This window comes from Ruegeria sp. HKCCA4812, assembly GCF_013034245.1.
Taxonomy (GTDB): domain Bacteria; phylum Pseudomonadota; class Alphaproteobacteria; order Rhodobacterales; family Rhodobacteraceae; genus Ruegeria.
This window is the reverse complement of record NZ_WQFQ01000006.1, coordinates 124067-146415: the sequence shown is the minus strand read 5'-3', so window position 1 is coordinate 146415 and position 22349 is coordinate 124067. Positions and strand designations below refer to the sequence as shown.

18 protein-coding genes are annotated in these 22349 nt (G+C 60.3%); 6 read left to right on the top strand and 12 right to left on the bottom strand.

The window, feature by feature from the left end:
- Nucleotides 1–11 precede the first annotated feature (11 nt).
- The 3 genes from GOW04_RS16475 to GOW04_RS16465 are packed head-to-tail and all read left to right on the top strand — an operon-like array spanning nucleotide 12 to nucleotide 2475.
- On the top strand, nucleotides 12–614 hold the full coding sequence (locus GOW04_RS16475; RefSeq protein ID WP_254430184.1) for an RNA polymerase sigma factor: 603 nt from the start codon (nucleotides 12–14) through the stop codon (nucleotides 612–614).
- Nucleotides 611–1348: a hypothetical protein gene (locus GOW04_RS16470; protein WP_171233289.1), complete on the top strand. Its 738-nt coding sequence runs from the start codon at nucleotides 611–613 to the stop codon at nucleotides 1346–1348. The genes GOW04_RS16475 and GOW04_RS16470 overlap by 4 nt, the downstream gene beginning before the upstream one ends.
- A 38-nt stretch (nucleotides 1349–1386) precedes the next feature.
- Nucleotides 1387–2475 (top strand): helix-turn-helix domain-containing protein, encoded by a 1089-nt coding sequence (locus GOW04_RS16465; protein WP_371814412.1) that lies wholly within the window; start codon nucleotides 1387–1389, stop codon nucleotides 2473–2475.
- Here GOW04_RS16465 and GOW04_RS16460 read toward each other — a convergent pair.
- Entirely contained in the window at nucleotides 2448–3338 is an 891-nt protein-coding gene (locus GOW04_RS16460; protein ID WP_171233287.1) for a LysR substrate-binding domain-containing protein, read from the bottom strand. The two genes, GOW04_RS16465 and GOW04_RS16460, sit on opposite strands and share 28 nt — an antisense overlap.
- A gap of 107 nt (nucleotides 3339–3445) precedes the next feature.
- Here GOW04_RS16460 and GOW04_RS16455 point away from each other — a divergent pair, with 107 nt between their 5' ends.
- Complete coding sequence (locus tag GOW04_RS16455; RefSeq protein WP_171233286.1) at nucleotides 3446–4447, top strand: sterol desaturase family protein; 1002 nt, start codon at nucleotides 3446–3448, stop codon at nucleotides 4445–4447.
- A gap of 72 nt (nucleotides 4448–4519) precedes the next feature.
- On the opposite strand, the gene GOW04_RS16450 is transcribed toward GOW04_RS16455, so the two are convergent.
- The 3 genes from GOW04_RS16450 to GOW04_RS16440 are packed head-to-tail and all read right to left on the bottom strand — an operon-like array spanning nucleotide 4520 to nucleotide 7085.
- Nucleotides 4520–5824 carry a UDP-glucose/GDP-mannose dehydrogenase family protein gene (locus GOW04_RS16450; protein WP_171233285.1) on the bottom strand — a complete coding sequence of 435 codons (1305 nt, stop codon included), beginning with the start codon at nucleotides 5822–5824 and terminating at the stop codon, nucleotides 4520–4522.
- Between the two features lie 13 nt (nucleotides 5825–5837).
- Nucleotides 5838–6185 carry a hypothetical protein gene (locus GOW04_RS16445; protein ID WP_171233284.1) on the bottom strand — a complete coding sequence of 116 codons (348 nt, stop codon included), beginning with the start codon at nucleotides 6183–6185 and terminating at the stop codon, nucleotides 5838–5840.
- Between the two features lie 12 nt (nucleotides 6186–6197).
- On the bottom strand, nucleotides 6198–7085 hold the full coding sequence (locus tag GOW04_RS16440; RefSeq protein ID WP_171233283.1) for a LysR substrate-binding domain-containing protein: 888 nt from the start codon (nucleotides 7083–7085) through the stop codon (nucleotides 6198–6200).
- A 229-nt stretch (nucleotides 7086–7314) separates the two neighbouring features.
- On the opposite strand from GOW04_RS16440, the gene GOW04_RS16435 reads away from it, so the two are divergent.
- A complete protein-coding gene (locus GOW04_RS16435; RefSeq protein ID WP_171233282.1) occupies nucleotides 7315–8670 on the top strand; it encodes an MmgE/PrpD family protein in 1356 nt (451 codons plus the stop codon).
- Between the two features lie 191 nt (nucleotides 8671–8861).
- Here the strand turns inward: GOW04_RS16435 and GOW04_RS16430 are convergent, their stop codons facing one another.
- From GOW04_RS16430 to xdhA, 8 genes are all read right to left on the bottom strand, one after another.
- Nucleotides 8862–9599: an Asp/Glu racemase gene (locus GOW04_RS16430; protein WP_171233281.1), complete on the bottom strand. Its 738-nt coding sequence runs from the start codon at nucleotides 9597–9599 to the stop codon at nucleotides 8862–8864.
- Nucleotides 9596–10663 carry a histidinol-phosphate transaminase gene (locus tag GOW04_RS16425; RefSeq protein ID WP_171233280.1) on the bottom strand — a complete coding sequence of 356 codons (1068 nt, stop codon included), beginning with the start codon at nucleotides 10661–10663 and terminating at the stop codon, nucleotides 9596–9598. Before GOW04_RS16425 ends, GOW04_RS16430 begins: the two co-directional genes overlap by 4 nt.
- The gene (locus GOW04_RS16420) at nucleotides 10660–12324 is read right to left on the bottom strand and encodes a hydantoinase B/oxoprolinase family protein (protein WP_171233279.1); all 1665 of its coding nucleotides are present in this window, start codon (nucleotides 12322–12324) and stop codon (nucleotides 10660–10662) included. Before GOW04_RS16420 ends, GOW04_RS16425 begins: the two co-directional genes overlap by 4 nt.
- A gap of 8 nt (nucleotides 12325–12332) precedes the next feature.
- The gene (locus GOW04_RS16415; RefSeq protein WP_171233278.1) at nucleotides 12333–14420 is read right to left on the bottom strand and encodes a hydantoinase/oxoprolinase family protein; all 2088 of its coding nucleotides are present in this window, start codon (nucleotides 14418–14420) and stop codon (nucleotides 12333–12335) included.
- Between the two features lie 515 nt (nucleotides 14421–14935).
- A complete protein-coding gene (locus GOW04_RS16410) occupies nucleotides 14936–16537 on the bottom strand; it encodes a xanthine/uracil/vitamin C permease (protein ID WP_171233277.1) in 1602 nt (533 codons plus the stop codon).
- Between the two features lie 43 nt (nucleotides 16538–16580).
- Entirely contained in the window at nucleotides 16581–17459 is an 879-nt protein-coding gene (gene xdhC / locus GOW04_RS16405) for a xanthine dehydrogenase accessory protein XdhC (protein WP_171233276.1), read from the bottom strand.
- A 3-nt stretch (nucleotides 17460–17462) separates the two neighbouring features.
- Entirely contained in the window at nucleotides 17463–19781 is a 2319-nt protein-coding gene (xdhB, locus tag GOW04_RS16400; protein WP_171233275.1) for a xanthine dehydrogenase molybdopterin binding subunit, read from the bottom strand.
- A gap of 15 nt (nucleotides 19782–19796) precedes the next feature.
- The gene (gene xdhA, locus GOW04_RS16395; RefSeq protein WP_171233274.1) at nucleotides 19797–21260 is read right to left on the bottom strand and encodes a xanthine dehydrogenase small subunit; all 1464 of its coding nucleotides are present in this window, start codon (nucleotides 21258–21260) and stop codon (nucleotides 19797–19799) included.
- 155 nt (nucleotides 21261–21415) lie between these two features.
- Here xdhA and GOW04_RS16390 point away from each other — a divergent pair, with 155 nt between their 5' ends.
- Nucleotides 21416–22318 (top strand): LysR family transcriptional regulator, encoded by a 903-nt coding sequence (locus GOW04_RS16390; protein WP_152460540.1) that lies wholly within the window; start codon nucleotides 21416–21418, stop codon nucleotides 22316–22318.
- Nucleotides 22319–22349: the final 31 nt, after the last annotated feature.

Below are 22349 nucleotides of genomic sequence, written 5' to 3'. Positions count from 1 at the left end.
CTCCGCGGTTTATGTCAGTTTTGGCCCTGCGGGCCGGGTCCGTTTCTGACAAACACACACAGGTCGCGTTTTATTCGATGAGTGCCGAGATGACTTCCGAACAGGCCGTTCGTGACGCCGTACAGATGCACTCAAGACGCGTCTGGCGGTTTGCTCTGGCGTTGTCGGGGGCATCGGATGTGGCGGACGATCTGGTGCAGGCCACATGCCTGCGTGCGCTCGAGCGGCATCATCAGGTAACGTCGCATGATCGTCTGGACAGTTGGCTGATGACGATCTGCCGGTCAATCTGGTTGAACGAAGTGCGGTCTCGTTCCGTCCGGCGGGCACAGGCGCTGTCCGTGACCCCAGAATCGGAACTGGTCGCAACTTTGCCGGATTCAGAAACGAATATTTTTGCGGCTGAAGTGTTTACTCAAGTGATGCAGCTGCCAGAAGCGCAGCGGGAAACGGTCATGCTTGTGTTCGTCGAAGGGTACAGCTACCGCGAAACCGCTGCATTGCTGGACGTTCCCATCGGCACAATCATGAGCCGGCTATCGAATGCCCGGCGGAAACTGAAAATCGTGATGCAGTTTGAGGCGGCAGATGCCGCGCGACGGAGTGGCAAATGACGTTTTCCGACGAGACGCTGTTGGCGTATCTGGAAGGCACGCTGGATGAGGCTCAGAGCCGCGCCATCGAGGCCGCGGTTGAGGATGATGTCGAGGTTGAACGCCGCCTGATGGCGCTGGATCCGTTTGCGCCTGTCGTTGGGCAGGTCTTTGAGAAACTGCCCACCGCGGCGCCGAAGGTCGATTTGCCGGAACCCGTGGCGCGAAACACCAATGGCGGGTTTCTGCGCCTTCTGGCCGTGGCCGCGGGCGTCGGGGTTGCAGCCGTTGCCCTGACATTCTGGGCGACGCGTCCGGCGGAACTGGGCTGGGCGCAGCAAGCGGCGATCTATCAGTCGCTATATGTGCCCGAGACGATTGTCTCGCTGGACAGTTCCGAGGCATCGCTGGACAAGCAGTTCGCGATGGCCGAGGCAGCACTTGGCAGGTCTCTGAACCGTGAAGCGCTGGACTCCCTGCCAGGGTTGGAGTTGAAGCGAGCACAGGTTCTTTCGTTCAAGGGAAAGCCTTTGGTTCAGGTCGTTTTCGCCGATGAGCAGGGTCAACCTTTTGCCTTCTGTGTTATCCGCCAGGGGCCGAACGCCCCGAAGGCAGAGGTCAAACAGGCCATTCTGAGCGGTTTGGCAACAGCGACCTGGGCACAGGATGGCTATGGTTACATGCTGCTGGGCAGCTCTCCGCAGACCGATTTGAGCAGCGAACTGGGTGTTCTGACCCGAACCTTTGCGGGCTGACGGAATACCCCTTGTGAACCAACGGGAATGCCCGAAGAATGCGGGGTATGACGTCGAAGAAACCCTTGCCCCTTCCTGAAGACGAGGCCGAAGATCTTGGCCCCGCCAGCATCTATGACGGCGATCCGTCCGAAGAGGACGACCTGTGGTTCTTGCCGCCGGATGAAGTCGAGGAAGACGAGGGTTTCTTCCTGCCCGGGCCGCGACGCGAACAGCGCCTGCTGTTCGATCCGCGTGATTGGCGGGCTGCGCAGTCCGACCTTTCTGCGGAACTTGCAGATCTGGCCCTGACTTTTGGCGCGCTGGATGAACGGTTGCGAGCGGGCCCCGAAGGCTGGACGCATCGCTTGGCATTGATGGAGACGTCCGATCTGGGGTGGTGGACCGGAGACCGGATCAGCGTGGATCGATTGGCTTTGTGGACCGGTTTGCGGATCGGCGCGACTCATGATGACGTGCAGGCCCTGTTCCGAGCCGGATGGGCCGTGCGACGCCTGAGTTCGGGCGCGCCGCCTGCTGCCGGCGGTTGGGAACGCGGGCTGACCGCGTTTCTTGACCGACTGGCTCAGGGGGCCGACGCGACCCCGGAATCCATCATTGATCTGGCCGAGGTCATGCAAAACGCCGAAGGGTTGCATCCTGTGACGCAGTCGGCAATTGCGTTTCACGCCTGGCGGGCGGTGTCACAAGGCATCGGACAGGACACGGAAGCAGCCGTCATAGCCGCGCGGCATGCGGCCTCGATGGGGCGTGGCGGTGCGCAGTTCATGCCCTTGGCCTTGTCCGGGCCGCGTGCGCTGCGCGGCTCGGGGGATCCGTCGGAAAAACTGAGCGCATGGATCGGCGGCGCAGGCCAGGCTGCCCTTGCGGCGTTGTTGCACCTAGACCGGATCAGCGCGTGGGAGGCGAAAGCCAAAGAGGTCACGCAGGATCTGAGCGGCCGCACCCCACCGCGCCTGATCAATGCATTGACGGCCTGGCCCATGGTATCCGCGCCTTTGGCCGAAGACCTGACCAAGGCTTCCCGCGCCGCGGTACAGCGCAATTTCGACCTGTTCGCGCAGCGGGGTCTGGTTCGCGAAGTCACCGGGCAGGGGCGTTACCGCGTCTGGACGGCGGCGCTGTAATCCATCAGCCAATCGCGAAACGTACGCGCTGCCGGGCGCAGTGCCGTGCGGGAGGGATAGACTAGATGATAGGCTTCCTGCCCAGGGCAGGAGAAGTCCGGCAGGCAGGGGACCAAACCGGAAAGCTTCATAATGCGATCTGACGCGGGCGCGCGCGCCAAGGCAATGCCGCATCCTCTGGCGCAGAGCTCGGCCGCCATCACCGAATTGTCGGCGAAAAAATACCGTGCCTGGCCCGCTGGCAGCCGTTGGTGTTCGAACCAATGCGGCCAGCTTGCCCGATGGGTCGAAACTTCGATCAAGGTGAAGTCGAACAAATCACTTGCCGTCTTGATCCGGGCAGCAATCTCGGGTGGGGCGATGGGATAGAGATGTTCGCGCATCAACTCGTCACTTTCCGAGCCGAACAGCGCGGGGTTTCCGAACACGATCTGAAGGTCAGTGAACCGATTGGCAAAATCCGACATGACATTGCCGGTCGAAAGCGAAAGGTTGATCTGAGGATGCGCCGCCTGAAAATCGGGAACACCCCCGGCCAGAATGCCATGTGCAAACAGCAGCACCGACTGCACGTAAAGCCTTTGCTCGCGGGTTTCGCCGAACAGACCGGCGGTTGCCGTTTCCAGCATGAGCAAGGATTGCTGTACCGACGGCAGATAGGCGCGCCCGGTCTCGGTCAAAGTGACCGCATGCGCGTGACGGTGAAACAAGGGTGTGCCCAGTCTTGTCTCCAGCGCCTTGACCTGCTGGCTGACGGCGGCAGGCGTCATGTTCAACTGGGTCGCGGCGCGGGCAAAGCTTTCGGTTCGGGCCGCAGCCTCGAATACGCGCAGCCAGTTGAGGGAAGGGACGCGGGTGTTCATTCCGACAGGCTAAGCAGAACTTAGCCTCTCCGGCAAGACAATTAGGTCTGAGCTTTTGATCCCACGCCTTAGGCTTGTGATCAGTGAACAGATGAAATGAGCCTTCTATGTCAGACCCCGCCCTGCCGCCACGAGCCAAGCGCAAGATCTGGAATTACACGCCTCAGCTGCCGATTCAGACCGCGCCCTATTGGGATTGGCCGATGAAACCTCTGGCCGCGTTGAAATACCTGCTGCAAAGTTGGAATCCGCTTGCATTGCGGGCGCTGCTGCTGGTCTTTGCGGTCATCACCTGGACCTATCTGACGCCTTCACTGAGCAGGATCGAGACCTTCGGCTGGGATTGGGTTGCGGAAATCTGGTTCCGCAATTTCTGTATCCTGATGGTGGTCGCAGGCGGCTTGCACCTGGCTCTTTGGAGGTTCCGCACGCAGCAGGATGAATACCGTTATGACATGCGCCCGATGATGAAGGGCGCCAAGGTGTTCACATTCAAAAATCAGGTCTGGGACAACATGTTCTGGACCTTGGGCCCGGCGTTGATGTTCTGGACGTTCTGGGAATGTCTGATCCTGTATTCTTATGCCAATGGCTGGATCACGATGATCACGTTAGACGGCAACCCGATCTGGTTCATCGCCATGACCGTCTTTGTGCCGATCTGGGCCGGGTTCCATTTCTACTGGCTGCACAGGCTGCTGCATGTGGGTGTGCTTTATAAAAAAGTCCACGCTTGGCATCACCGCAACATCAATACCGGTCCTTGGTCGGGGCTTGCGATGCATCCGGTCGAAAGTTTCTTTCTGATGTTCGATACGATGATCTTCTTCCTGCTGCCGTCCCATCCGATCCACGCCATTTTCCTGCTGTTCCATCACGGCATCGGCGCTCCGACCTCTCATGCCGGGTTCGAGCATGTGAAGTTCGGCGACAAGGCCAAGCTTCAGGTCGGGGATTTCTTTCACCAGCTGCATCATCGGTTTTTTGACTGCAACTACGGCACCTGGGAAACCCCTTGGGATGAATGGTTCAACACGTTCCACGACGGCACCGATGAAGGCAATGACATGGTCAAGGAACGCCGCCGCAAGATCTGGGCCACCGAATAGCCCGTAAAGGCAGATACCTGCCGGACCCAAGCGGGTCCGGTGGGCGTGTTTGATCCAAAAGGCGGGGTGCCTTCAACGTCCAACGCCGACATAGGTTTCAAAGCCGGATTTCAGCGCCTGTGACTTTGAATAGATATTGCGCAGATCCACCATTCTGGCAGAGTTCATGGAACCGGCCAGCTCGGTCAGGTTCAACGCGCGGAACTCGTTCCACTCTGTCAGCAACACCACAACGTCAGCCCCTTGGACCGCTGCATAGGGATCGTCGCACCATTCGACCCCGGGCAATAGCGCATCGCCTTCCGCTTTGCCCTGCGGATCGACGACGCGCACTTTGGCCCCTCCGCCGATCAAAGCGGGAATGATGGACAGTGATGGCGCGTCGCGCATGTCGTCCGTGTTGGGTTTGAAAGTGACACCCAGAACCGCCACCGTCTTGCCGTTAAGGCGGTCGTCACAGGCGTCGCGGATTTTCTCGATCATCCGCTTCTTGACCTCGTCATTCACCCGAATGACGGTTTCCGTGATCTGCATCGGATAGGCATGATCCTGCCCGATCCGCGCCAGCGCGGCGGTATCCTTCGGAAAACAAGAGCCACCATAGCCCGGCCCCGCGTGCAGGAATTTGTTGCCAATTCGTCCGTCCAGACCGATGCCCCGGGAAACTTCCTTGACATCCGCACCGACCTTTTCACACAGGCCTGCTATTTCATTGATGAAAGTGATCTTGGTCGCAAGAAACGCGTTGGCGGCGTATTTGATCATCTCGGCGCTTTCCAGATCGGTGGTCAGGATCGGAAAGTCACGCAGATAAAGCGGTCGGTAAATCTCGGCCATCACTTCGGCGGCGCGATCGTTTTCCACACCGACAACGACGCGATCGGGGCGCATGAAGTCGTCGATTGCAGCGCCTTCGCGCAGAAATTCAGGGTTCGAGGCCACGTCGAATTCGGCTGTGGGGTTGGCGGCCGCAACGACTTCCTGAACTTTTCTGTTTGTTCCCACCGGCACGGTCGATTTGGTGACGATGACCGTGTAACCGGCAACCGCTTGGGCGATCTCTTCTGCCGCGGCCATCACATAGGTCAAATCCGCGTGGCCGTCCCCTCGTCGGGTCGGAGTTCCGACCGCGATGAAAACCGCATCGGCGCCATCAACTGCCGTCTTCAGATCGGTTGAAAAACTCAGGCGACCAGCAGCAACGTTTTTTGCCATCAGCACATCCAGGCCCGGTTCATAGATCGGCACTTCTCCGGCCTTGAGCATGTCGATCTTTTGCTCAGCCTTGTCGACGCAAATCACGTCATGACCAAAGTCCGAAAAGCATACACCGGACACTAAGCCAACATAACCGGTGCCGATCATTGCAATACGCATCCAAAAATCCTTCTTACCAATTACCACGGACGGCGTGGGCACAATCAAAGAAACTGACGCCGGTTTCAATGGCCGTCAGCAGTTGCGTAATGCATCCCATAGATTCTTGCGGATATTGAGGCAATAGAAGCGCAGATAGTGCAAAGCCCTTCGAAATCGCGATCATGTCGGCTTTGTTCAGCGGAACCGAGGACCAGGAAAAACCGGTTGGTGTCGAAACTCGGTTGCGCAGAGGGTGCTGTTGATGGCTGGAATAGCCCCTGCCTTGGGTATTGATGACGCGCGGAAGTGATTGCGCGTTCTCGCCACCAACAAGCTGGCTGGCAAGGGAAAATAGGGGCCGCGTGACATGCCCCGGCAAATGACAGGTCGATCAGCTGTCCATTTCAGCGGCGGCTTGCAACAGCCAGTTCTGAAACAGCCGGACCGGTGGTGAAACGGGTTTTTCCTTGAGACGCATGAAATAGGTCCAGGGACTGTTCAGATCAAACCGGAAAGGCTCGATCAGCAGCCCCCGCTCGACATAGGACCGGGCCAGCGACCGGGGCAGGGCGACGCATCCCAGTGACTTGGCGGCCATTTCCATCGCCAAATTCGAGACATTCGTCCGCAACCCGCCCTTCTGGCTCAGATCGGACAACCCGAAATGCCGCGCCGCGTGCTCCCAATAGGAGGGGCGGCCCAGGATGTGGATCAGCGGTGCATTCTGCAATTGCTTGGGGTCGGTCAGCGGCGCGCCATCGACCAGAAAGCCGGGTGCACAGACCAAGGCCAGCTTTTCGACCCACAAACGTTGGGCGTCCGGCGACACATCGTCGACATGATTGATTGTCAGCGAGATGTCCGAAACATTTGGTTCGACATCAGTCCAGACAGTGCCATGAACCGTCAGATCAATACCGGGATGCACCGCGTTGAAACCACGGATCACATCCGGCAACCAGTTCTCGGCCAGACTGACCGGGCAAGAAACCACCACTTTGCGGGTATGCGACCGCACGATGACCGATTGCGTGGCAGCGTTGATTTCCTGGAGGGCATGGCGCACCGACGGCAGATAGGCCTCGCCCACATCTGTCAGCGACAGGGAACGGGGATGGCGCACGAACAGGGGGCGCTGCAAAAACTCTTCCAACGAGCGGACATGATTGCTGACGGCAGATTGGGTGCAGTTCAGCTCTTCGGCAGCAGCGGTAAAGCTCAGGTGCCTTGCCGCCGCTTCGAACGAGCGAAGAAAGGTCAGGTGTGGAAGATTCATCATGACGGACGTTTCTCAGGCAAGGCACATCGCAAAGAATTAATAAGCCCAGGGCTTGCTGTCTTGCCCATGAGCGACTCACACGTATGGTTCTGCCTCGAAATGTGATCTGGTCCTAGTCACAAATAATCCGGGGCCATTGCCCCATGATTGTTTTCGTGCCGCTATGCGCAAACTCACATAGGCTTTTTCTTGTAACCGGAACCCGAAAGAAAAACCTCGACTGGACACCGTGACAGATACCTTTCAGACCGTTGCAGATTTTGCGCTGAATCGTGCCGCGCAGGAATTTCCTGATACCGCACGCAAGGCAGCGGCGTTGATGCTGCTGGATACGCTGGGGATCACCATAGGTTCGGGGCCGATGCAGGCCGGACGGATTGCACGCGAGAGTGCGGTAGCGCTGTTTGGCGCGGGCGACCCGGGGCTGAGCGCGCGCATGCTTTTCGACGGTCGACGCGTCAGCGTCGCGGGTGCGGCCTATGCAGCGGCCACACAGACCGACAATTTGGACGGACATGATGGATACAATCCGACCAAAGGCCACATCGGGGTTGTCGTCGTTCCCGCACTGGCGGCATTGGCTGAAACCGTTCAAGATTTTTCAGGCCCCGAGGCGCTGGCGGCGGTGATCATCGGATACGAGGTCGCGGGACGCGCGGGCATTTCTTTGCATGACACTGTCAGCGATTATCACACATCCGGAGCTTGGAACGCGCTTGGCGTGGTGGCTGTGGCGGCGCGCTTGCGCGGTTTGACGGCTGAACAGATGCGGCAGGCCATGGGGATTGCCGAATATCATGGCCCGCGCAGCCAGATGATGCGCGAGATCTCCAATCCCACCATGCTGCATGATGGTTCGGGCTGGGGCGCGTTGGTTGGCATTTCTTCAGCGGTATTGGCCGAGAAAGGCTTTACCGGGGCGCCGGCCATCACCATCGAAGCGGCAGACGTGGCCCCGCATTGGCAAGATCTGGGCCATTTCTGGCAGATGGAACATCAATATGTGAAACCCTATCCGATCTGCCGCTGGGCTCATGCGGCGATTGACGCCACCCGGGCGCTGATGCGTGAAAACGACCTGACGCACCAGGAAATTGCGGCAATCCAGGTAAACACGTTTCGGGAAAGCGCCTGCCTCTTTCAAGGCATGCCGGACGATACGTCCAAGGCGCAGTATTCGCTGCCATTTGCCGTCGCCACAATGGTTGCGCATGGCCGGATCGGGGTCGAGAACATCACCGGTGCGGGCCTGGCCGACCCGCTGGTCGCCTCGATCGTCGAACGTATCTCGGTTGCAGAGGCCGCACGCCATTCCGACCGGTTCCCCAAAAGCCGGTTTGCCGATGTCTGCATCACCCTGACCGATGGGCGGATACTTGAGTCGGGCGACGTACACGCACGCGGCGGACCCGAGGCACCAATGGATGAGTCAGAAGTGATCGACAAATTCATGGAATTTGCGACGCCATCACTGGGTGCATCCCGTGCTGCCGCCATTCGTGATGCGGTTCTGGGGCTGGGCGCGCCAGGCTCGAAATTCTCAGACCTTGGCGCGTTGATCTACGCCCCCGCCGACCAGCCGTAAAACCTGCTGAAGATGCCGTTGAAACGCATTCCGACCAGCGCGTCGACACCCTTGATCCTGTTGGCGGCGATGACGCCGGTCTTGCTGCCCGCTGCACAGGTTGAATTGGAGCTGCGAACAAGTCTGGGTGATCCAAGACCCGTTCGAGGTGAGCTGTCTTTTTTACATTGTCGCCTTGCGCCCTGATCCGGTCAGAGCAGGTCGAACAATCGCCCCGGCAGCGCGTCATGACGCGGCAGGTTCAGCGCCCGCATAAGGCAGAACATCATCGCTTGATTCGAGGTGACCACCGGCTTGCCCAACGTTGCTTCTATCCGGTCGATCGCCTCGACCGCGCGCATGTCGGTACAGCTGAGAACTATGGCCTGCGCCTGCGGGTGATCGGCCTGACAGGCCAGATCACAGACGTCGTCCGGTGTCAGCTCGCCCTGACCGTAATTGCCCAGCTTGCGGCCCACATCGGCGTATCGAACGGTCTCGATTCCGTTCTGGGCCATGAAATCCATCGCCTGTACGTTTATTTCGCCCAGATAGGGCGAGGAAAAGCCGACCTTTGTGGCCCCCAGTGCCTTGATTGCGGCGATCAATGATCCGGCCGCGGTCAGCGACAGCGCACCGGATTCCGATTTGATCTGTTGCGCCAGCTCAGCGTCGAAAGACGGCCCATGGGTCAGGGTGGCCGAGGTGCAGCCGTACAGCACCACATCGGGCCGCACCCCCGAGATCATCCGCAGATCGTGGCTGATATCCGAAGCGCCCAAACCTGCCATTTGATCCGAGCCGGGAATTTCATTCACGTCATAGCCGCCCATGCGTTGGAAATGGATGGTGGTGTTTGGTGGTCGCAGCATCTCCAAATCCGGTTCCAGATTAGTGTTGGTGAAGGGCACCAGAACACCGATCTTGGCGGCTGTGCGGGTCTCGGTCATGTCAGCGCTCCTTTCAAGATGTCGCGGGCCTTGTCCATCACCTCGCGCGCACAGATCGTGGCGCGCAAACAGTCCGACAAACCATAGCCGCCCATGCCGCGCATCATCAGGCCCTCCGCCCGCAGGGCCGTGTCGGCGCGCTGTGCCTGCGCGGTCGAGGCAAAGCGGATCAGCACGAAATTGGTGTGGCTTTCCGGCACGCTCAGGCCCAGTTCGCGGCACTCCCGCGCAAACCGGTCCCGAATTTCGGCTGTCCGTGCGACCACGTTGCGCATATGGGCCTGATCCCGCATCGCCGCCGCCGCCGCTGCCTGCGAGGCAATCGAGATATTGTTGGGATTCAAAAGCTTGCGGACCTCACCCGAGACTTCGCTTGGGAAACAGCCCCAGCCGGCCCGCGCCCCCGCCAGCCCGTAGGCCTTGGAACATGTACGCGTGATCACGGTGTCGCCCCGATCCACCAGCGCAAAGATCTGCGCGGGATCGTTCGTGGCATCGGCAAATTCCGCATAGGCCTGGTCCACCACCAGCAATGTATCGCCAGGCAGATCCGATCGCAGGCGGGCAATTTCGTCATTCGGGATCAGCGTGCCGGTGGGGTTGCCCGGATTGCAGACGAACACGATGCGGGTGGCAGGTGTGACAGCGGCCAGAAGCGTGTCCACCGATACGGTCAAATCGACCTCGGGTGCTGCCACATATTCGGCCTGTGCCTGAGCTGTGGCCGAGGCGACAAAGGCATAGCCATATTGTGTGCCCAGCACCTGATCGCCCGGCCCGGCAAAGGCGCGGATCAGGCAGCCAATCAGTTCCATCGAGCCCGCCCCACATAAAATGCGCGCGGGGTCGAGCCCGTGCACCTCGGCAATGGCCGAGCGCATTTCGGCCCATTCCGGATCGGGATAAAGGGCCAGATCCGCCAGCGCTGCCTGCCCGGCCGCAACGGCGGCGGGGCTTGCGGGAAAGGCGCTTTCGTTCTGCGCCAGTGAAACCGTGTCTGCGCCGTTCGGATCAGCCAGCGCATAAGCGGCCATGGCGCCAACGTAAGGAACCGGTCGGATCATGCGTCACCCCCGTAAATCCTGGCGCCTTGCGCACTTACCAACCCGCGTTTGATGTCCAGTGCCAGCGCATCCGGGTCGCGTTCGGCAGGGTCGCCAAAGCCGCCGCCGCCCGGTGTATCGAAGATCAGGTAATCACCGTGTTCCACCCGCAATTCTCCTTTACCCGGAATATCTTTTGCACCGTCCCTGAAACGGATGCGACCGGGGGCGCCGGGTTTGCCGCCCATACGGCCAAGCGCCGGGTATTTCAGCCGTTCGACCGACAGGAACACGATAAAGGGCGCCCCGTTGGACGAGGTCATCTCGATCCGTTGCCCCAGCCCGCCGCGATACTTGCCCGCGCCGCCGGAATCTGGGCGCAGTTCGCGCCGCCAGATCGTCACGGGTGCGACGCTTTCGGTGATCTCGACCTGACTGCCGAACACGCCCGACGGATAGGCCGTGGCCGACAGACCATCGGCATGAGGTCGCGCGCCGGTTCCGCCATTGTGCACGGGTTCCACCGCGAATTCGCGACCGCCGTCACGGGCCACTTCGGGTGCGTGGCGCATGGGCAAGTCGAACATGCAACTTGCGCCTTCGGCCGGGACCGCATCGGGCAGGGCCTGATGCAGGCAGCCCAGAACCAGATCGGGCGTGACCTGACCCAGGGTATGCCGCATCGCAACCGGCACCGGGCGCTGCGCGTTCAGGATGCAGCCCTTTGGCCCGTCAACGGTAAACGGCTCCAGCGATCCCGCATTGTTGGGAATGTCCGCGCCGACAATGCAGCGCAAGGCAAACACCGTATAGGCGGTGGCATAGTTCAGCGGCACGTTGATGCCCTTGCGCGAACAGCCCGAGGTGCCCGAGAAATCCACATGCATGCCGTCCTTCCTTACGGTCAGGGTGGCGTGCAGCTCCAGCTCATTCTCATAGCCGTCCATCTTCAGAACATTCTTGTAGACACCTTCGGGCACGTCGGCGATGGCCTCCAGCGTGCCGCGGCGCGACGTGTCGATGATGTACGAGCCGAGCGTCTCCAGATCGTCGAGGCCAAATTCCTCCATCATCGACAGCAGCCTTGCAACCCCGGCTTCGCAACAGGCGATCAGTGCATAGATGTCGCCATCATTGGCGACGGGTTCGCGGCTGTTGGCGCGGATGATGTCCAGCAGCAAAGCGTTGGGAGTGCCCTGTTCAACCAGCTTGCAGGGCGGGATCAGCAGGCCCTCGTCATAGATGTCGGAACCTTCGGGGCCCATGCCCAACCCACCCAGATCAACAAGATGCGAGGTGCAGGAGGTAAAGCCCACCACCTTGCCATCCTTGAATGCGGGCATCATCAGCAGAAAATCGTTCAGGTGCCCCGAGGCAAGCCATGGGTCGTTCGTCATGTAGATGTCGCCCGGCTTCATGGTCTGAACCGGGAAAGCCCGGCGCAGGTGCTGCACCGCCTCGGCCATGGTGTTGATGTGCCCTGGTGTGCCGGTCACGGCCTGCGCCAGCATCCGGCCATCGGCGTCAAATATCCCGGCAGAGATGTCACCACATTCGCGTACGATCGGGCTGAAGGCGGCGCGGATCAGGGTTTGGCCCTGTTCTTCGACCACGGCCAGCAGACGATTCCACATCACCTGCAATCGGGCGGGCGAAAGATCGTGTGAAAGATCGGACAACATCATGCGCCTCATTTCTGGTCCTGAACGAGGACGAGGTTTCCAATGGCATCCACATGCGCCGAGAAGTCGGCGGATACGAGCGTGGTTGTCTGCGGCTCGGTGATCAATGCGGGGCCGTGAAGGTGGTCGCCGGGGTTCAGATCCGCTCGGGCAACGAAAGCCGCCGGTTTCGATACACCGTCCACGTCACAGGTGATCGGACGGGTTTCCGGCGCCGAGATTGTCTTCAACCGGGGCGTTTCAGGAACCGCCGGCACGCCGCTGTCACAGGTCGCGACCCGCACCGCCCAATTGAGAATCTCGATCTGCATTCCAGGCACCGGGCGCGAGAATTGTTTGCGGTATTCCTGCTCGAAAGCAGCGGTCAGCGGCACGATATCTTCGGCGGTCAGGGGGCGGTCGGGAAGGGTGATCTCGATCTCGTGCCCTTGTCCGTGGTAGCGCATGAAGGCAGTGCGCAGCGTCTGGGTCGGGACATCGCCGGCCCCTTGGAAGACAACTTCTCTTGCCTCGGAAATCATGGCTTCGAACAGCGTGTTGATCCCGTTCATGTCCATGCTGCCCAGCAACGTATAACGCGAGCGGACGATCTCGAAAGACACCGGCGCGAACAGGAAGCCGACGGCCGATCCGACACCGGGATCGGGCGGGATCACGATGCGGCTGACCCCGGCGGATCGCGCGACCCGGCTGGCGTGCAATGGCCCGTTGCCCCCAAACGCTATCATTGTTCGTGGGCCAAGGTCCTTGCCGGATTCCACCGCATGCATCCGACCCGCGCTGGCCATGCTTTCGTCGACGATACGGCTGACGCCATCGGCGGCGCCTACGGCATCCAGATCCAGCTTTGACCCGATCACCCGGCTCAGCGCTCGTTTCGAAGCGTCGGGATCAAGCTGAATATGCCCCTCGGCAAACGTGTCCGGTACGATATATCCCAGTGCAATATCACTGTCAGTCACCGTAGGTTCGGTTCCGCCGCGCATGAAGGCGGCGGGGCCGGGCTCGGATCCCGCTGATTTTGGCCCCACGGTCAGCCGCCCCAACCGGTCAACCCCGGCAATCGAACCGCCTCCGGCGCCGATCTCGATCATTTCGATGACCGGTATACGCACCGGCATTCCGGACCCTTTGATGAACCGTGCGGCGCGGGCAATCTCGAACTGGCGCGAGGTCTGGGGACGGGCGTTGTCGATCAGGCACAGTTTGGCGGTGGTGCCGCCGACGTCGAAGGACAGAACCTGATCCAGACCGGCGCGGGCGGCGACGCGGGCGGCCAGAATGGCACCGCCGGCAGGGCCGGATTCCACCAGCCGGATCGGAAACCGCGCGGCGGTTCGCATGGTGCACATTCCACCACCCGCTGTCATCATCAGGATCGGACAGGTGACGCCCTGGGCCTCGAATTGCCGGACAAACCGGGCCAGATACGTTGCCATCAGAGGCTGGATATAGGCGTTGGCGACTGTCGTGCACAGCCGGTCGAATTCGCGCGCTTCGGGGCTGACGTCCGACGAAATCGAGACGGTCAGATCGGGTCGCCTGTCCGCCAGCATATCGCGCAGCCTGCGCTCGTGCTCGGGGTTTGCATATGCGTGCATCAGGCAGACGGCGATGGCTTCCGCTCCGCTGGCGTCGATGTCCTTCAACAGCGCGTCGATGGCTGTGTCTTCCAGCGGAATCAATACCTTGCCATCCGCCGAAACGCGCTCGCGGACCGTCAGCGCGCGCTCACGTGGCACCAGCAGATCAGGTTTTTCCAGATTGATGTCATATTGCGAATAGCGTCGCTCGTAGGCGATTTCCAGAATGTCCCTGAACCCTTCGGTGGTCACGGTTGCCACGACCGCGCCGCGTTTTTCGATCAGCGCGTTGGTGGCCAGCGTGGTGCCGTGAATGAAACCGGTGACTTCGCTCAGACGGTGCCCTGTCTGTTGCATTACGCGCGCTGCGCCTTGCATGGCTCCGTCGGCGGGGTTGTGATGTGTGGTCAGGGTTTTGGTCGAGGCAAGTATCGTCTCTTCGCCAGAGACAAGAACCGTATCCGTGAACGTGCCGCCAATATCGATGGCCAGGCGCAGCGTTTGAGTTGTCATGAGGTTATCCGAAAAATCCGTAGTCACAGCGTGATGCGTAAGGGCCAGAGGCCCTGAGATCAGGCTGGGATCACAAGGTCACAGCCGGTGGCACGGCGGTCCATGGGATTTGGAAAACAATTGTTCATCAGCAGGTATTCTTGTTCATACCAGCATGCCGCAACAAGCCGGAAAGCGACACAAAAGCCTGCAAACGACAAAATTCGTCACGCCTGGCCGATTGCGGGGCTTGCGGGTGAGGGTCTTGACCCCGCGCACATCACCTGTGGTCGTCTGTTTTGTGTGACCCAGCCGATGCGGCGCCCGTGTTCGTGTTGGAAGATGCCCAGGCGGCGTAGATGCGTGGTTCACAAGGGTGATCCTCTGCAAGACCTGTGCGAACCAAATGCCCTGCTCGGAGATAGGCGAGAGAAAGATCAACAAGCGACCGTAGGGCAAACTCTGCCTCTTGAACGGCCGCGATTGAACGGGAAGGGATGGTTTTTGGGGCAGCCATGCGACTGCCCCGTTGCCGATCAGGCCTGTTGAGCGGGTGAGTCGTCATCGATGAGGTCGGGCTCGTCCGGTACGATGATACGATGCTCAAGATCCTCTTTGGGGGCGAACACCGGGTAGACGTACAGGAACGCACCGATGATCAGATATCCGATGGTTATCCCGTCGAACTGAGGCATCTGTAGCGTGTAGGAATGGATGATGCCGATCGAAGACATCAGCCCACCTGCGACAGCAAACGCGCCGGCCATCCGGAAGCGCCCGTCAATCACATCGGCCACGATGGCACCCCAGACGAGACCGGTGATGATCGCCCCCTGGCTCAGGGCAAGGTGCCCCTCGTAATGAGCCCCTTCCATCAGAAGGGCCGAGGTCAGATCAGGATCTCCCAAGGATGGCAGCCCTCCGACACCGCTGCTGCGCAGCGCGTTCATCAACGATCCCCATTTGACCATTAGAAAGGCCGAGATATGGGGCAGGATCGCAAAGGATACCGCAGCCATGTGCATCGGTTTAACGGCCCAGGCGGTGTTAGTGATCAGGCTGACTGAGACAAAGACCAGTACCGGTGCGGCTGCGGCGATCGGGATCAGCCCCGCGAGGAAGGACAGGAACCCCAGAAAGGCGGCGGCGGCAATTACAACGGCCACACCGACAATATACCCCGCATGGGCATCCAGCCGTTTATAGGCCGGATGGCCGATGTAAACGGTTGTCGGGAATGGCGAACCAAACAGAGCGCCCAGCATCGTGCCCGCGCCGTCCGTCACCTGGCAGAGCCCGACAGGGTAATGGTCGCCTGCCGCTTCGGCAGATTCAACGTTGTTCATCGTTTCGATGAAGTTGTAGATCTGCACGGGGATCAGCACCAGAAACAGCTCGGGGTTGGCAAAAAGGTATTGCACGCCGGCGATCAGATCACCGAAATACGGGATCGGCGGGTAGAACCCGATGCCGCTGACATCAATTTTGGACTCGCCAAGTAGAAGGGCGATCACGGTACCGGCAGCAATCGCGACAAGGCCGGCCGGAACATTGCCCGGAAGGCGGAAACGGCCGATCAAACCCCAGAGGATGAACAGCAGCGACGTAAAGCCGATGATGGGGTTCTCGAACACTTCGGCCAGCGGCACAGAGCCGATGAAGACCAGGGCAATGCCGCACAGCGTCCCCAGCATCCCCGCACGTGGCGTGATCCGCTTGAGATACGGCCCAACCACGGCGCCCAGAGCCGCGACGATGCCGCCCATGAACCCGGCGCCGATGCCCACTTGCCAGGCAAGCATTGGATCATTTGTCGCCCAATAGATGGGTCCGATCACCCCGAACAGGTAGACGAACATAACTGGCGTCGAGATGCCGTAGGGCAGCGCGGTTACGTCTTTGCCCTGCGCGTTTGCCGCCCATTTGGCGAGGTATGCGTAGACGGTTACACCGGCCAAAATCGCGATGGCAGCGCCGGGAACGATGCGGCCAAAGACGATGTCCGCAGGCATTTGAAACACGAACTGGCAGACCCCGGACAGGATCAGCAAGTTGACAAGGTTGTCGGTAAACAGCGCCCAGAAAGCGCTGAAATCGCTGCGGGTAAACAGCTTGTATTCATAGGTCCTCCCGTCCATGACGGTCTCCTCCTCTGATGTGACCGGTTTGGCCCGACAGGTGTTAGGCCGATCTCCCTTTCCGGTCGTGATGATGGCCCCGCAGGGGTGCCTGGTTTGCCCCGGTCAGGGCGGTCGCGGCAGTTTCAGAGGTCAATTCAGCCATCACTTCGGCCGCCACGAAGGCGGCGATGACGCTGGGCCGCTTGTCGCGGCTACCGCTAGCCCCGATGGGGCATTTCAAATATTCGATGGACTGTCCGTCACAGTGTTTCTGCGCCCAGTTCCTGAGCTTTGCCCGCTTTGTGGCGGAACCGATCATCCCCACATAAGCGGCGTCATTTCGTTCCAGCGCGGCGGTCGTCAGCAGAAAATCCAGCCCGTGATCATGGGTCAGAACGACAAAGGCGCTGCCTGCAGGCGCGCGCCAGATTTCGGCTTCGGGAATCGCGCTGACCCGGGTTTCGACATCTGCGGCGCAAAGGGCGATCTCTTCGGGTCTGGTATCGACGAGGATGCAGCGAACCGGCAGATGCTGAAACTGATTGGCTAAGGCACGCCCCACGTGGCCCGCCCCCATGACATAGACATGAGGCAAAGCATCTTCGTTCCGGGCCGCGCGTTCCGTCGCGGCCCATTTGTCGGACGCACGCATGCGGGACAGGTTCAGTTCGACCCGTCCGCCACAGCATTGCCCGATCTCGGGGCCAAGTGGCACGTCCAGATCCTGATGCAACGCACCGTCACGCAGCATGTCCCGCGCGGCGTTGATGGCGAGGAATTCCAATTGTCCACCGCCTATGGTTCCCCACAACGCCCCGGGCGCGACGAACATTTCTGTCCCCTCATTGCGCGGCGAAGACCCGCGGACTCGGGTCAACGCAACGCGGATCACGCTATGCTGCGCGGACAGAAATTCGTTCAGAGAACCCGGGGCAACCATGGCTCAGGACCCTGCTTGCAGCCGCGCGACTGCCATCAGCACACGTTCGGGCGTGGCCGGCGCGTCAAGGCGGGGGCATTCCCGGTAATCAGCGACCGAGGCCACGGCCATCGACAGGGCCTCGAACACCGAAATTCCCAGCATGAATGGCGGCTCGCCGACGGCCTTGGAGCGTTTGATGGTCAGCTCGCGGTTTTCCGACCAATCGGCAAGGTTCACGTTGAAGATGCGCGGGCGGTCTGACGCGAGCGGGATCTTGTATGTCGACGGGGCATGGGTGCGCAGGCGGCCGGCATCGTCCCACCAAAGCTCTTCAGTGGTCAGCCATCCCATACCTTGAATGAATGCGCCTTCGACCTGACCTTTGTCCAGCATAGGGTTCAGCGAACGTCCGACGTCGTGCAACAGATCGGTGCGATCCACGCGGTATTCACCGGTCAGAGTGTCAATCGTGACCTCTGAACAGGACGCCCCATAGGCGAAGTAATAGAACGGGCGGCCTTGTCCCTTGGCCCGGTCCCAGTGGATTTTTGGCGTCTTGTAGAACCCGGCCGCCGAGAGTTGCACGCGCGCCAGATAGGCCTGTTTGATGAATGCATCGAAGGCCAGAACGTCTTGGCCGATATGCACCTGATTGGCGTGGAAGACCACTTCCTCTGGCGAGACGTTCCAGGTCTCGGATGCGAACTTCACCAGACGTTCCTTGATCTGTTCGACTGCGTTCAACGCCGCCATGCCATTCAGGTCGGTCCCGCTGGACGCCGCAGTGGCCGAGGTGTTTGGAACTTTTTCAGTCGTCGTCTTGGTGATCTTGATCCGGTTGAAATCGACCTGGAAGGCCTCGGCCACGACCTGAGCAACCTTGGTGTTCAGACCCTGGCCCATTTCGGTGCCACCGTGGTTCAGGTGGATCGACCCGTCGTTGTAGACATGCACCAGCGCACCGGCCTGATTGTACCAGGTCGCGGTAAAGGAAATGCCGAACTTGACCGGTGTCAGCGCGATGCCTTTTTTCAGAACCGGCGATGTCTTGTTGAACGCGATGATGTCCTGACGGCGCTGGCGGTATTCCGAGGTCTCTTCCAGCTCTCCGACCAGCCGGTCGAGAATGCAGTCTTCGACCTCTTGGTGATACGGGGTCACGTTGCGGTCCGTGGTGCCATAGAAATTGGCCTTGCGCACATCCAACGGATCCTGCCCCGTGGCATAGGCGATTTCTTCGATCATCCGTTCCGCCGCGATCACGCCCTGCGGGCCGCCAAACCCACGAAACGCGGTATTCGACACGGTGTTGGTCTTCATCGGGCGACTGTTCAGGCGCACATTCGGATAGAAATAGGCGTTGTCCGCGTGGAAAAGCGCCCGGTCGGTCACGGGGCCGGACAGGTCTGCCGAAAAGCCGCAGCGCGCGGCAAAGCTGCCTTCGACCGCCTGAATGCGGCCTTCATCGTCAAAGGCGACATCATAGTCGATCACGAAGTCGTGGCGTTTGCCGGTTGCGGTCATGTCCTGATCCCGGTCGGGGCGGATTTTGACGGCGCGGTTCCACTTTTTGGCAGCCATGGCCGCCACTGCGCAGAACAGGTTCATCTGGCTTTCCTTGCCGCCAAACCCCCCACCCATGCGACGGACGTTGACCACGACCGCATTGGACGGCACCCCAAGGACATGCGCCACCATGTGCTGCGCCTCGGACGGGTGCTGGGTCGAGCAATGCACCACCACATCGTCGTCTTCGCCGGGAATCGCAAAGGCGATGTGACCTTCAAGGTACATGTGATCCTGACCGCCAACGCTCATGCGGCCTTTGATCCGGTTGGGCGCGGCCGCCTGAGCCGGTGCCACGTCTCCCCGCTCCAGCTTGAGGGGCGCTGTGACATGCGGGTATCCTGCTTTCTGCGCGGTGATCGGGTCCAGCGCGTGGGGCAGGGTTTCGTATTCGATCTTTGCCCGTTCCGCAGCGCGGCGCGCGATGTCGCGGGTCTCGGCAATCACGGCAAACAACGGCTGGCCGTGGAATTGTATGGCGTCGGTCGGGAAAACCGGTTCGTCGTTCAGGTGCGTCGGGCTGATATCATTGGCGCCCGGCACGTCATCAGCGGTCAGCACGCCGACCACGCCGGGCATTGCCAGAACGTCGCTGAAATCGATACCCAGAAGCCTGGCGTGCGCGACGTCGGAAACGCCGAGATACGCGTGCAGCGCGCCTTGTGGCAGCGCAATGTCATCCGTGTAATCGGCCTGCCCTGTGACGTGCTTGACCGCGCTGTCATGGTTTACACTGGTGTGAGCCGATCCAGTGATGGAAACGTTGTCTTTCATGGTTTCGTCTCCTGATCAGGCACAAGCCAGTTGAACGGGTGTTTCGGTTTCGCCGTCGTTTTCAAGGAAGAACCGGCGCAGCAGGTTTTGGGCGGTCAGCATCCGATAGTCCGACGATGCGCGCCAATCTGTAAGAGGCGCGAATTCCTCGGCCAGCGCTTCAGCGGCGGCTTCGAAACTTTCGCGTGCCCAGGGTTGGCCGTTCAGCGCCGCCTCAGCTGTCGATGCGCGTTTGGGCGTGGCGGCCATGCCCCCGAATGCGATGCGCACATTGCTGATGATCCCGTCTGTGACGCTCATGTGCAGTCCGGCGGCCACGGAAGAAATATCCTCGTCACGGCGCTTGGAAATCTTGTAAGCCGCATCCAGATCATCGGGTCGGGGCAGGGGCACGTGTATGCTTTCGACGAATTCGTCGGGCCGGCGGTCCTGCTTGCCATAGTCGATGAAGAAGTCAGCCAGAGGCAGGGTTCGGCGTTCGGAACCGCGCCGCAGAGTGATTTCCGCGCCAAGCGCGATGAGAACCGGCGGCGTGTCCCCGATGGGTGAGCCGTTGGCGATGTTTCCACCCACGGTTCCCATATTCCGCACCTGCCACCCTGCGATGCGATCCCAGTAGGAGGACAGGTGTGGCAGGTGTTCAGACAGAAGGTCCTGGCAGTCGGTGTAGCTGGCGCCGGCGCCGATCAGGAGGAGAGACCCCTGTCTTTCGACTGTTTTCAAGTCTTCGAGATGACCGGTGAAGATGGCGGGGCCAACGTCGCGCAGGAACTTGGTCACCCACAGGCCCACATCGGTGGCTCCGGCCACGATCGTGGCGTTTGGATATGCTTGCAGGCATTCGGCAAGATCATCGACGCTGGATGGCAGAATGCTCAGGTTGTTTTCGGGTCCGGAGACCACGCGCCGCCCGTCCTTCAGGGCCGCCAGACGCGCGGTCATGGTTTCGCGTTCGGTGTTCAGATGATCAGATGCTGGGGTGCCGTAGCGGCTGACGGCAATGGCCGCTCGGATGATCGGCTCATACCCGGTGCAGCGGCACAGGTTGCCCTGCAATGCGGTTTCAACCTGTAATTCGGTCGGTTCCGGAGTTTGCATCCAAAGCGCATAGAGGGCCATGACGAAGCCCGGTGTGCAGAACCCGCACTGGCTGCCATGGTGATCGACCATGGCTTGTTGAACCGGGTGCAGCCGGCCTTGAGGCCCGGACAAATGTTCAACCGTCACGACATGACAGCCGTCGACAGAGGCAAGAAACCGGATACAGGCATTGACCGGAGTATAGCGCAGGCCCGTGCGCCCAAGCCGTCCGACAAGCACGGTGCACGCGCCGCAATCGCCTTCGGCGCAGCCTTCCTTCGTTCCTGTCAGCCGGCGTTCCAGGCGCAGGAAATCAAGAAGTGTCTGGCCTGCCGACACGTCTGGGACGGCGACATCCTTGCCATTGAGGACAAATTGGATGTGGGTGCGATGCGTCATGGAATTCTCCCTCTGCCCCTGCCTTCCGGAGGGTGGTCAGTGGAACCATAGGAGCAAAGATTGAGGTGGAAAATCGCTGCAAATGGCAAATACTTTCAACAGATCGTTGAAAAAGATGGGGCCATACCGCATTCTTTCGCTGCTGGGAGGTTCCAATGTCTTACATCGAAAGTCTGCGTGTTTTTGTCCGAGTGATGGAGTTGGGCAGCATCACCTCTGGCGGGCGTGATCTTCGGCTGACCCCGGCGGTGGCCAGCAAACGGTTGAAAGAGCTTGAAAACCATCTGGGTGTGCGGCTGTTCAACCGAACCACCCGGTCGATGACACCAACCGAAGTGGGGACGGTTTTTTACGATGAAGCCAAGGCGGTCCTGCTGGCGCTTGATCACGCCGAAGCGCGCGTCGCCAGCTTTTCCGATGCGCCTCGGGGGGCGATCCGCATCACCGCGCCTTTGGGTGTCGGGCGCAGAATCGTTGCGCCTCTGGTGCCGGAATTTTCTGACCGCTACCCGGAAACAGAGATTCGCATGCGTCTGTCTGATCGCAAGGTAGACATTCTGGCCGACGGTCTGGATATCGCCTTTTTCATTGGTGAACCCGGCGATTCAACCATGAAACTGCGGAAGTTCGCGGATTGTGATCGTGTTCTGTGCGCTTCGCCCGATTACCTGTCGCGGTTTGGGACGCCCAAAACACCGGATGATTTGTTGCACATGCCCCATAACTGCCTGTTGCTGCGTTATCCAAGGTCTCCGGAATACTATTGGACCCTTCGCACTGACATGGGACCGCGAAAGCTTGAAGTTGGCGGTAAATATGACGCGGATGATGGTGATGTGCTGACGGACTGGGCTTTGGCCGGTCGTGGGATCGTCAACAAGCCGCGCTTTGACGTGCGGGAGTTTCTCGAGGATGGGCGGCTGGTCGAGGTCCTGCCCGAGACGCCCCCCTTGCCAACGATTTTCGGGTGTCTTTATCCGCACAAAAAGCTGCAAGATCCCAAGGTGCGCCTGTTTGTCGAACATATCGCGCAACACAGCAAACGCTTTTTCGCGTAAAGAAAACCGGGCATCACGGCCCGGTTCGCTG

Excerpts from the sequence above, each read along its gene's own strand:
- xdhA (WP_171233274.1), bottom strand. The coding sequence starts at position 21,260 with ATGACGCATCGCACCCACATCCAATTTGTCCTCAATGGCAAGGATGTC.
- GOW04_RS16440 (WP_171233283.1), bottom strand. The coding sequence starts at position 7,085 with ATGATGAATCTTCCACACCTGACCTTTCTTCGCTCGTTCGAAGCGGCG.
- GOW04_RS16430 (WP_171233281.1), bottom strand. The coding sequence starts at position 9,599 with ATGACCGAGACCCGCACAGCCGCCAAGATCGGTGTTCTGGTGCCCTTC.
- GOW04_RS16390 (WP_152460540.1), top strand. The coding sequence starts at position 21,416 with ATGTCTTACATCGAAAGTCTGCGTGTTTTTGTCCGAGTGATGGAGTTG.
- xdhC (WP_171233276.1), bottom strand. The coding sequence starts at position 17,459 with ATGGTTGCCCCGGGTTCTCTGAACGAATTTCTGTCCGCGCAGCATAGC.
- GOW04_RS16465 (WP_371814412.1), top strand. The coding sequence starts at position 1,387 with ATGCGGGGTATGACGTCGAAGAAACCCTTGCCCCTTCCTGAAGACGAG.
- GOW04_RS16460 (WP_171233287.1), bottom strand. The coding sequence starts at position 3,338 with ATGAACACCCGCGTCCCTTCCCTCAACTGGCTGCGCGTATTCGAGGCT.
- GOW04_RS16455 (WP_171233286.1), top strand. The coding sequence starts at position 3,446 with ATGTCAGACCCCGCCCTGCCGCCACGAGCCAAGCGCAAGATCTGGAAT.
- GOW04_RS16420 (WP_171233279.1), bottom strand. The coding sequence starts at position 12,324 with ATGTTGTCCGATCTTTCACACGATCTTTCGCCCGCCCGATTGCAGGTG.
- GOW04_RS16425 (WP_171233280.1), bottom strand. The coding sequence starts at position 10,663 with ATGATCCGACCGGTTCCTTACGTTGGCGCCATGGCCGCTTATGCGCTG.
- GOW04_RS16450 (WP_171233285.1), bottom strand. The coding sequence starts at position 5,824 with ATGCGTATTGCAATGATCGGCACCGGTTATGTTGGCTTAGTGTCCGGT.
- GOW04_RS16415 (WP_171233278.1), bottom strand. The coding sequence starts at position 14,420 with ATGACAACTCAAACGCTGCGCCTGGCCATCGATATTGGCGGCACGTTC.
- GOW04_RS16475 (WP_254430184.1), top strand. The coding sequence starts at position 12 with ATGTCAGTTTTGGCCCTGCGGGCCGGGTCCGTTTCTGACAAACACACA.
- GOW04_RS16470 (WP_171233289.1), top strand. The coding sequence starts at position 611 with ATGACGTTTTCCGACGAGACGCTGTTGGCGTATCTGGAAGGCACGCTG.
- xdhB (WP_171233275.1), bottom strand. The coding sequence starts at position 19,781 with ATGAAAGACAACGTTTCCATCACTGGATCGGCTCACACCAGTGTAAAC.
- GOW04_RS16410 (WP_171233277.1), bottom strand. The coding sequence starts at position 16,537 with ATGGACGGGAGGACCTATGAATACAAGCTGTTTACCCGCAGCGATTTC.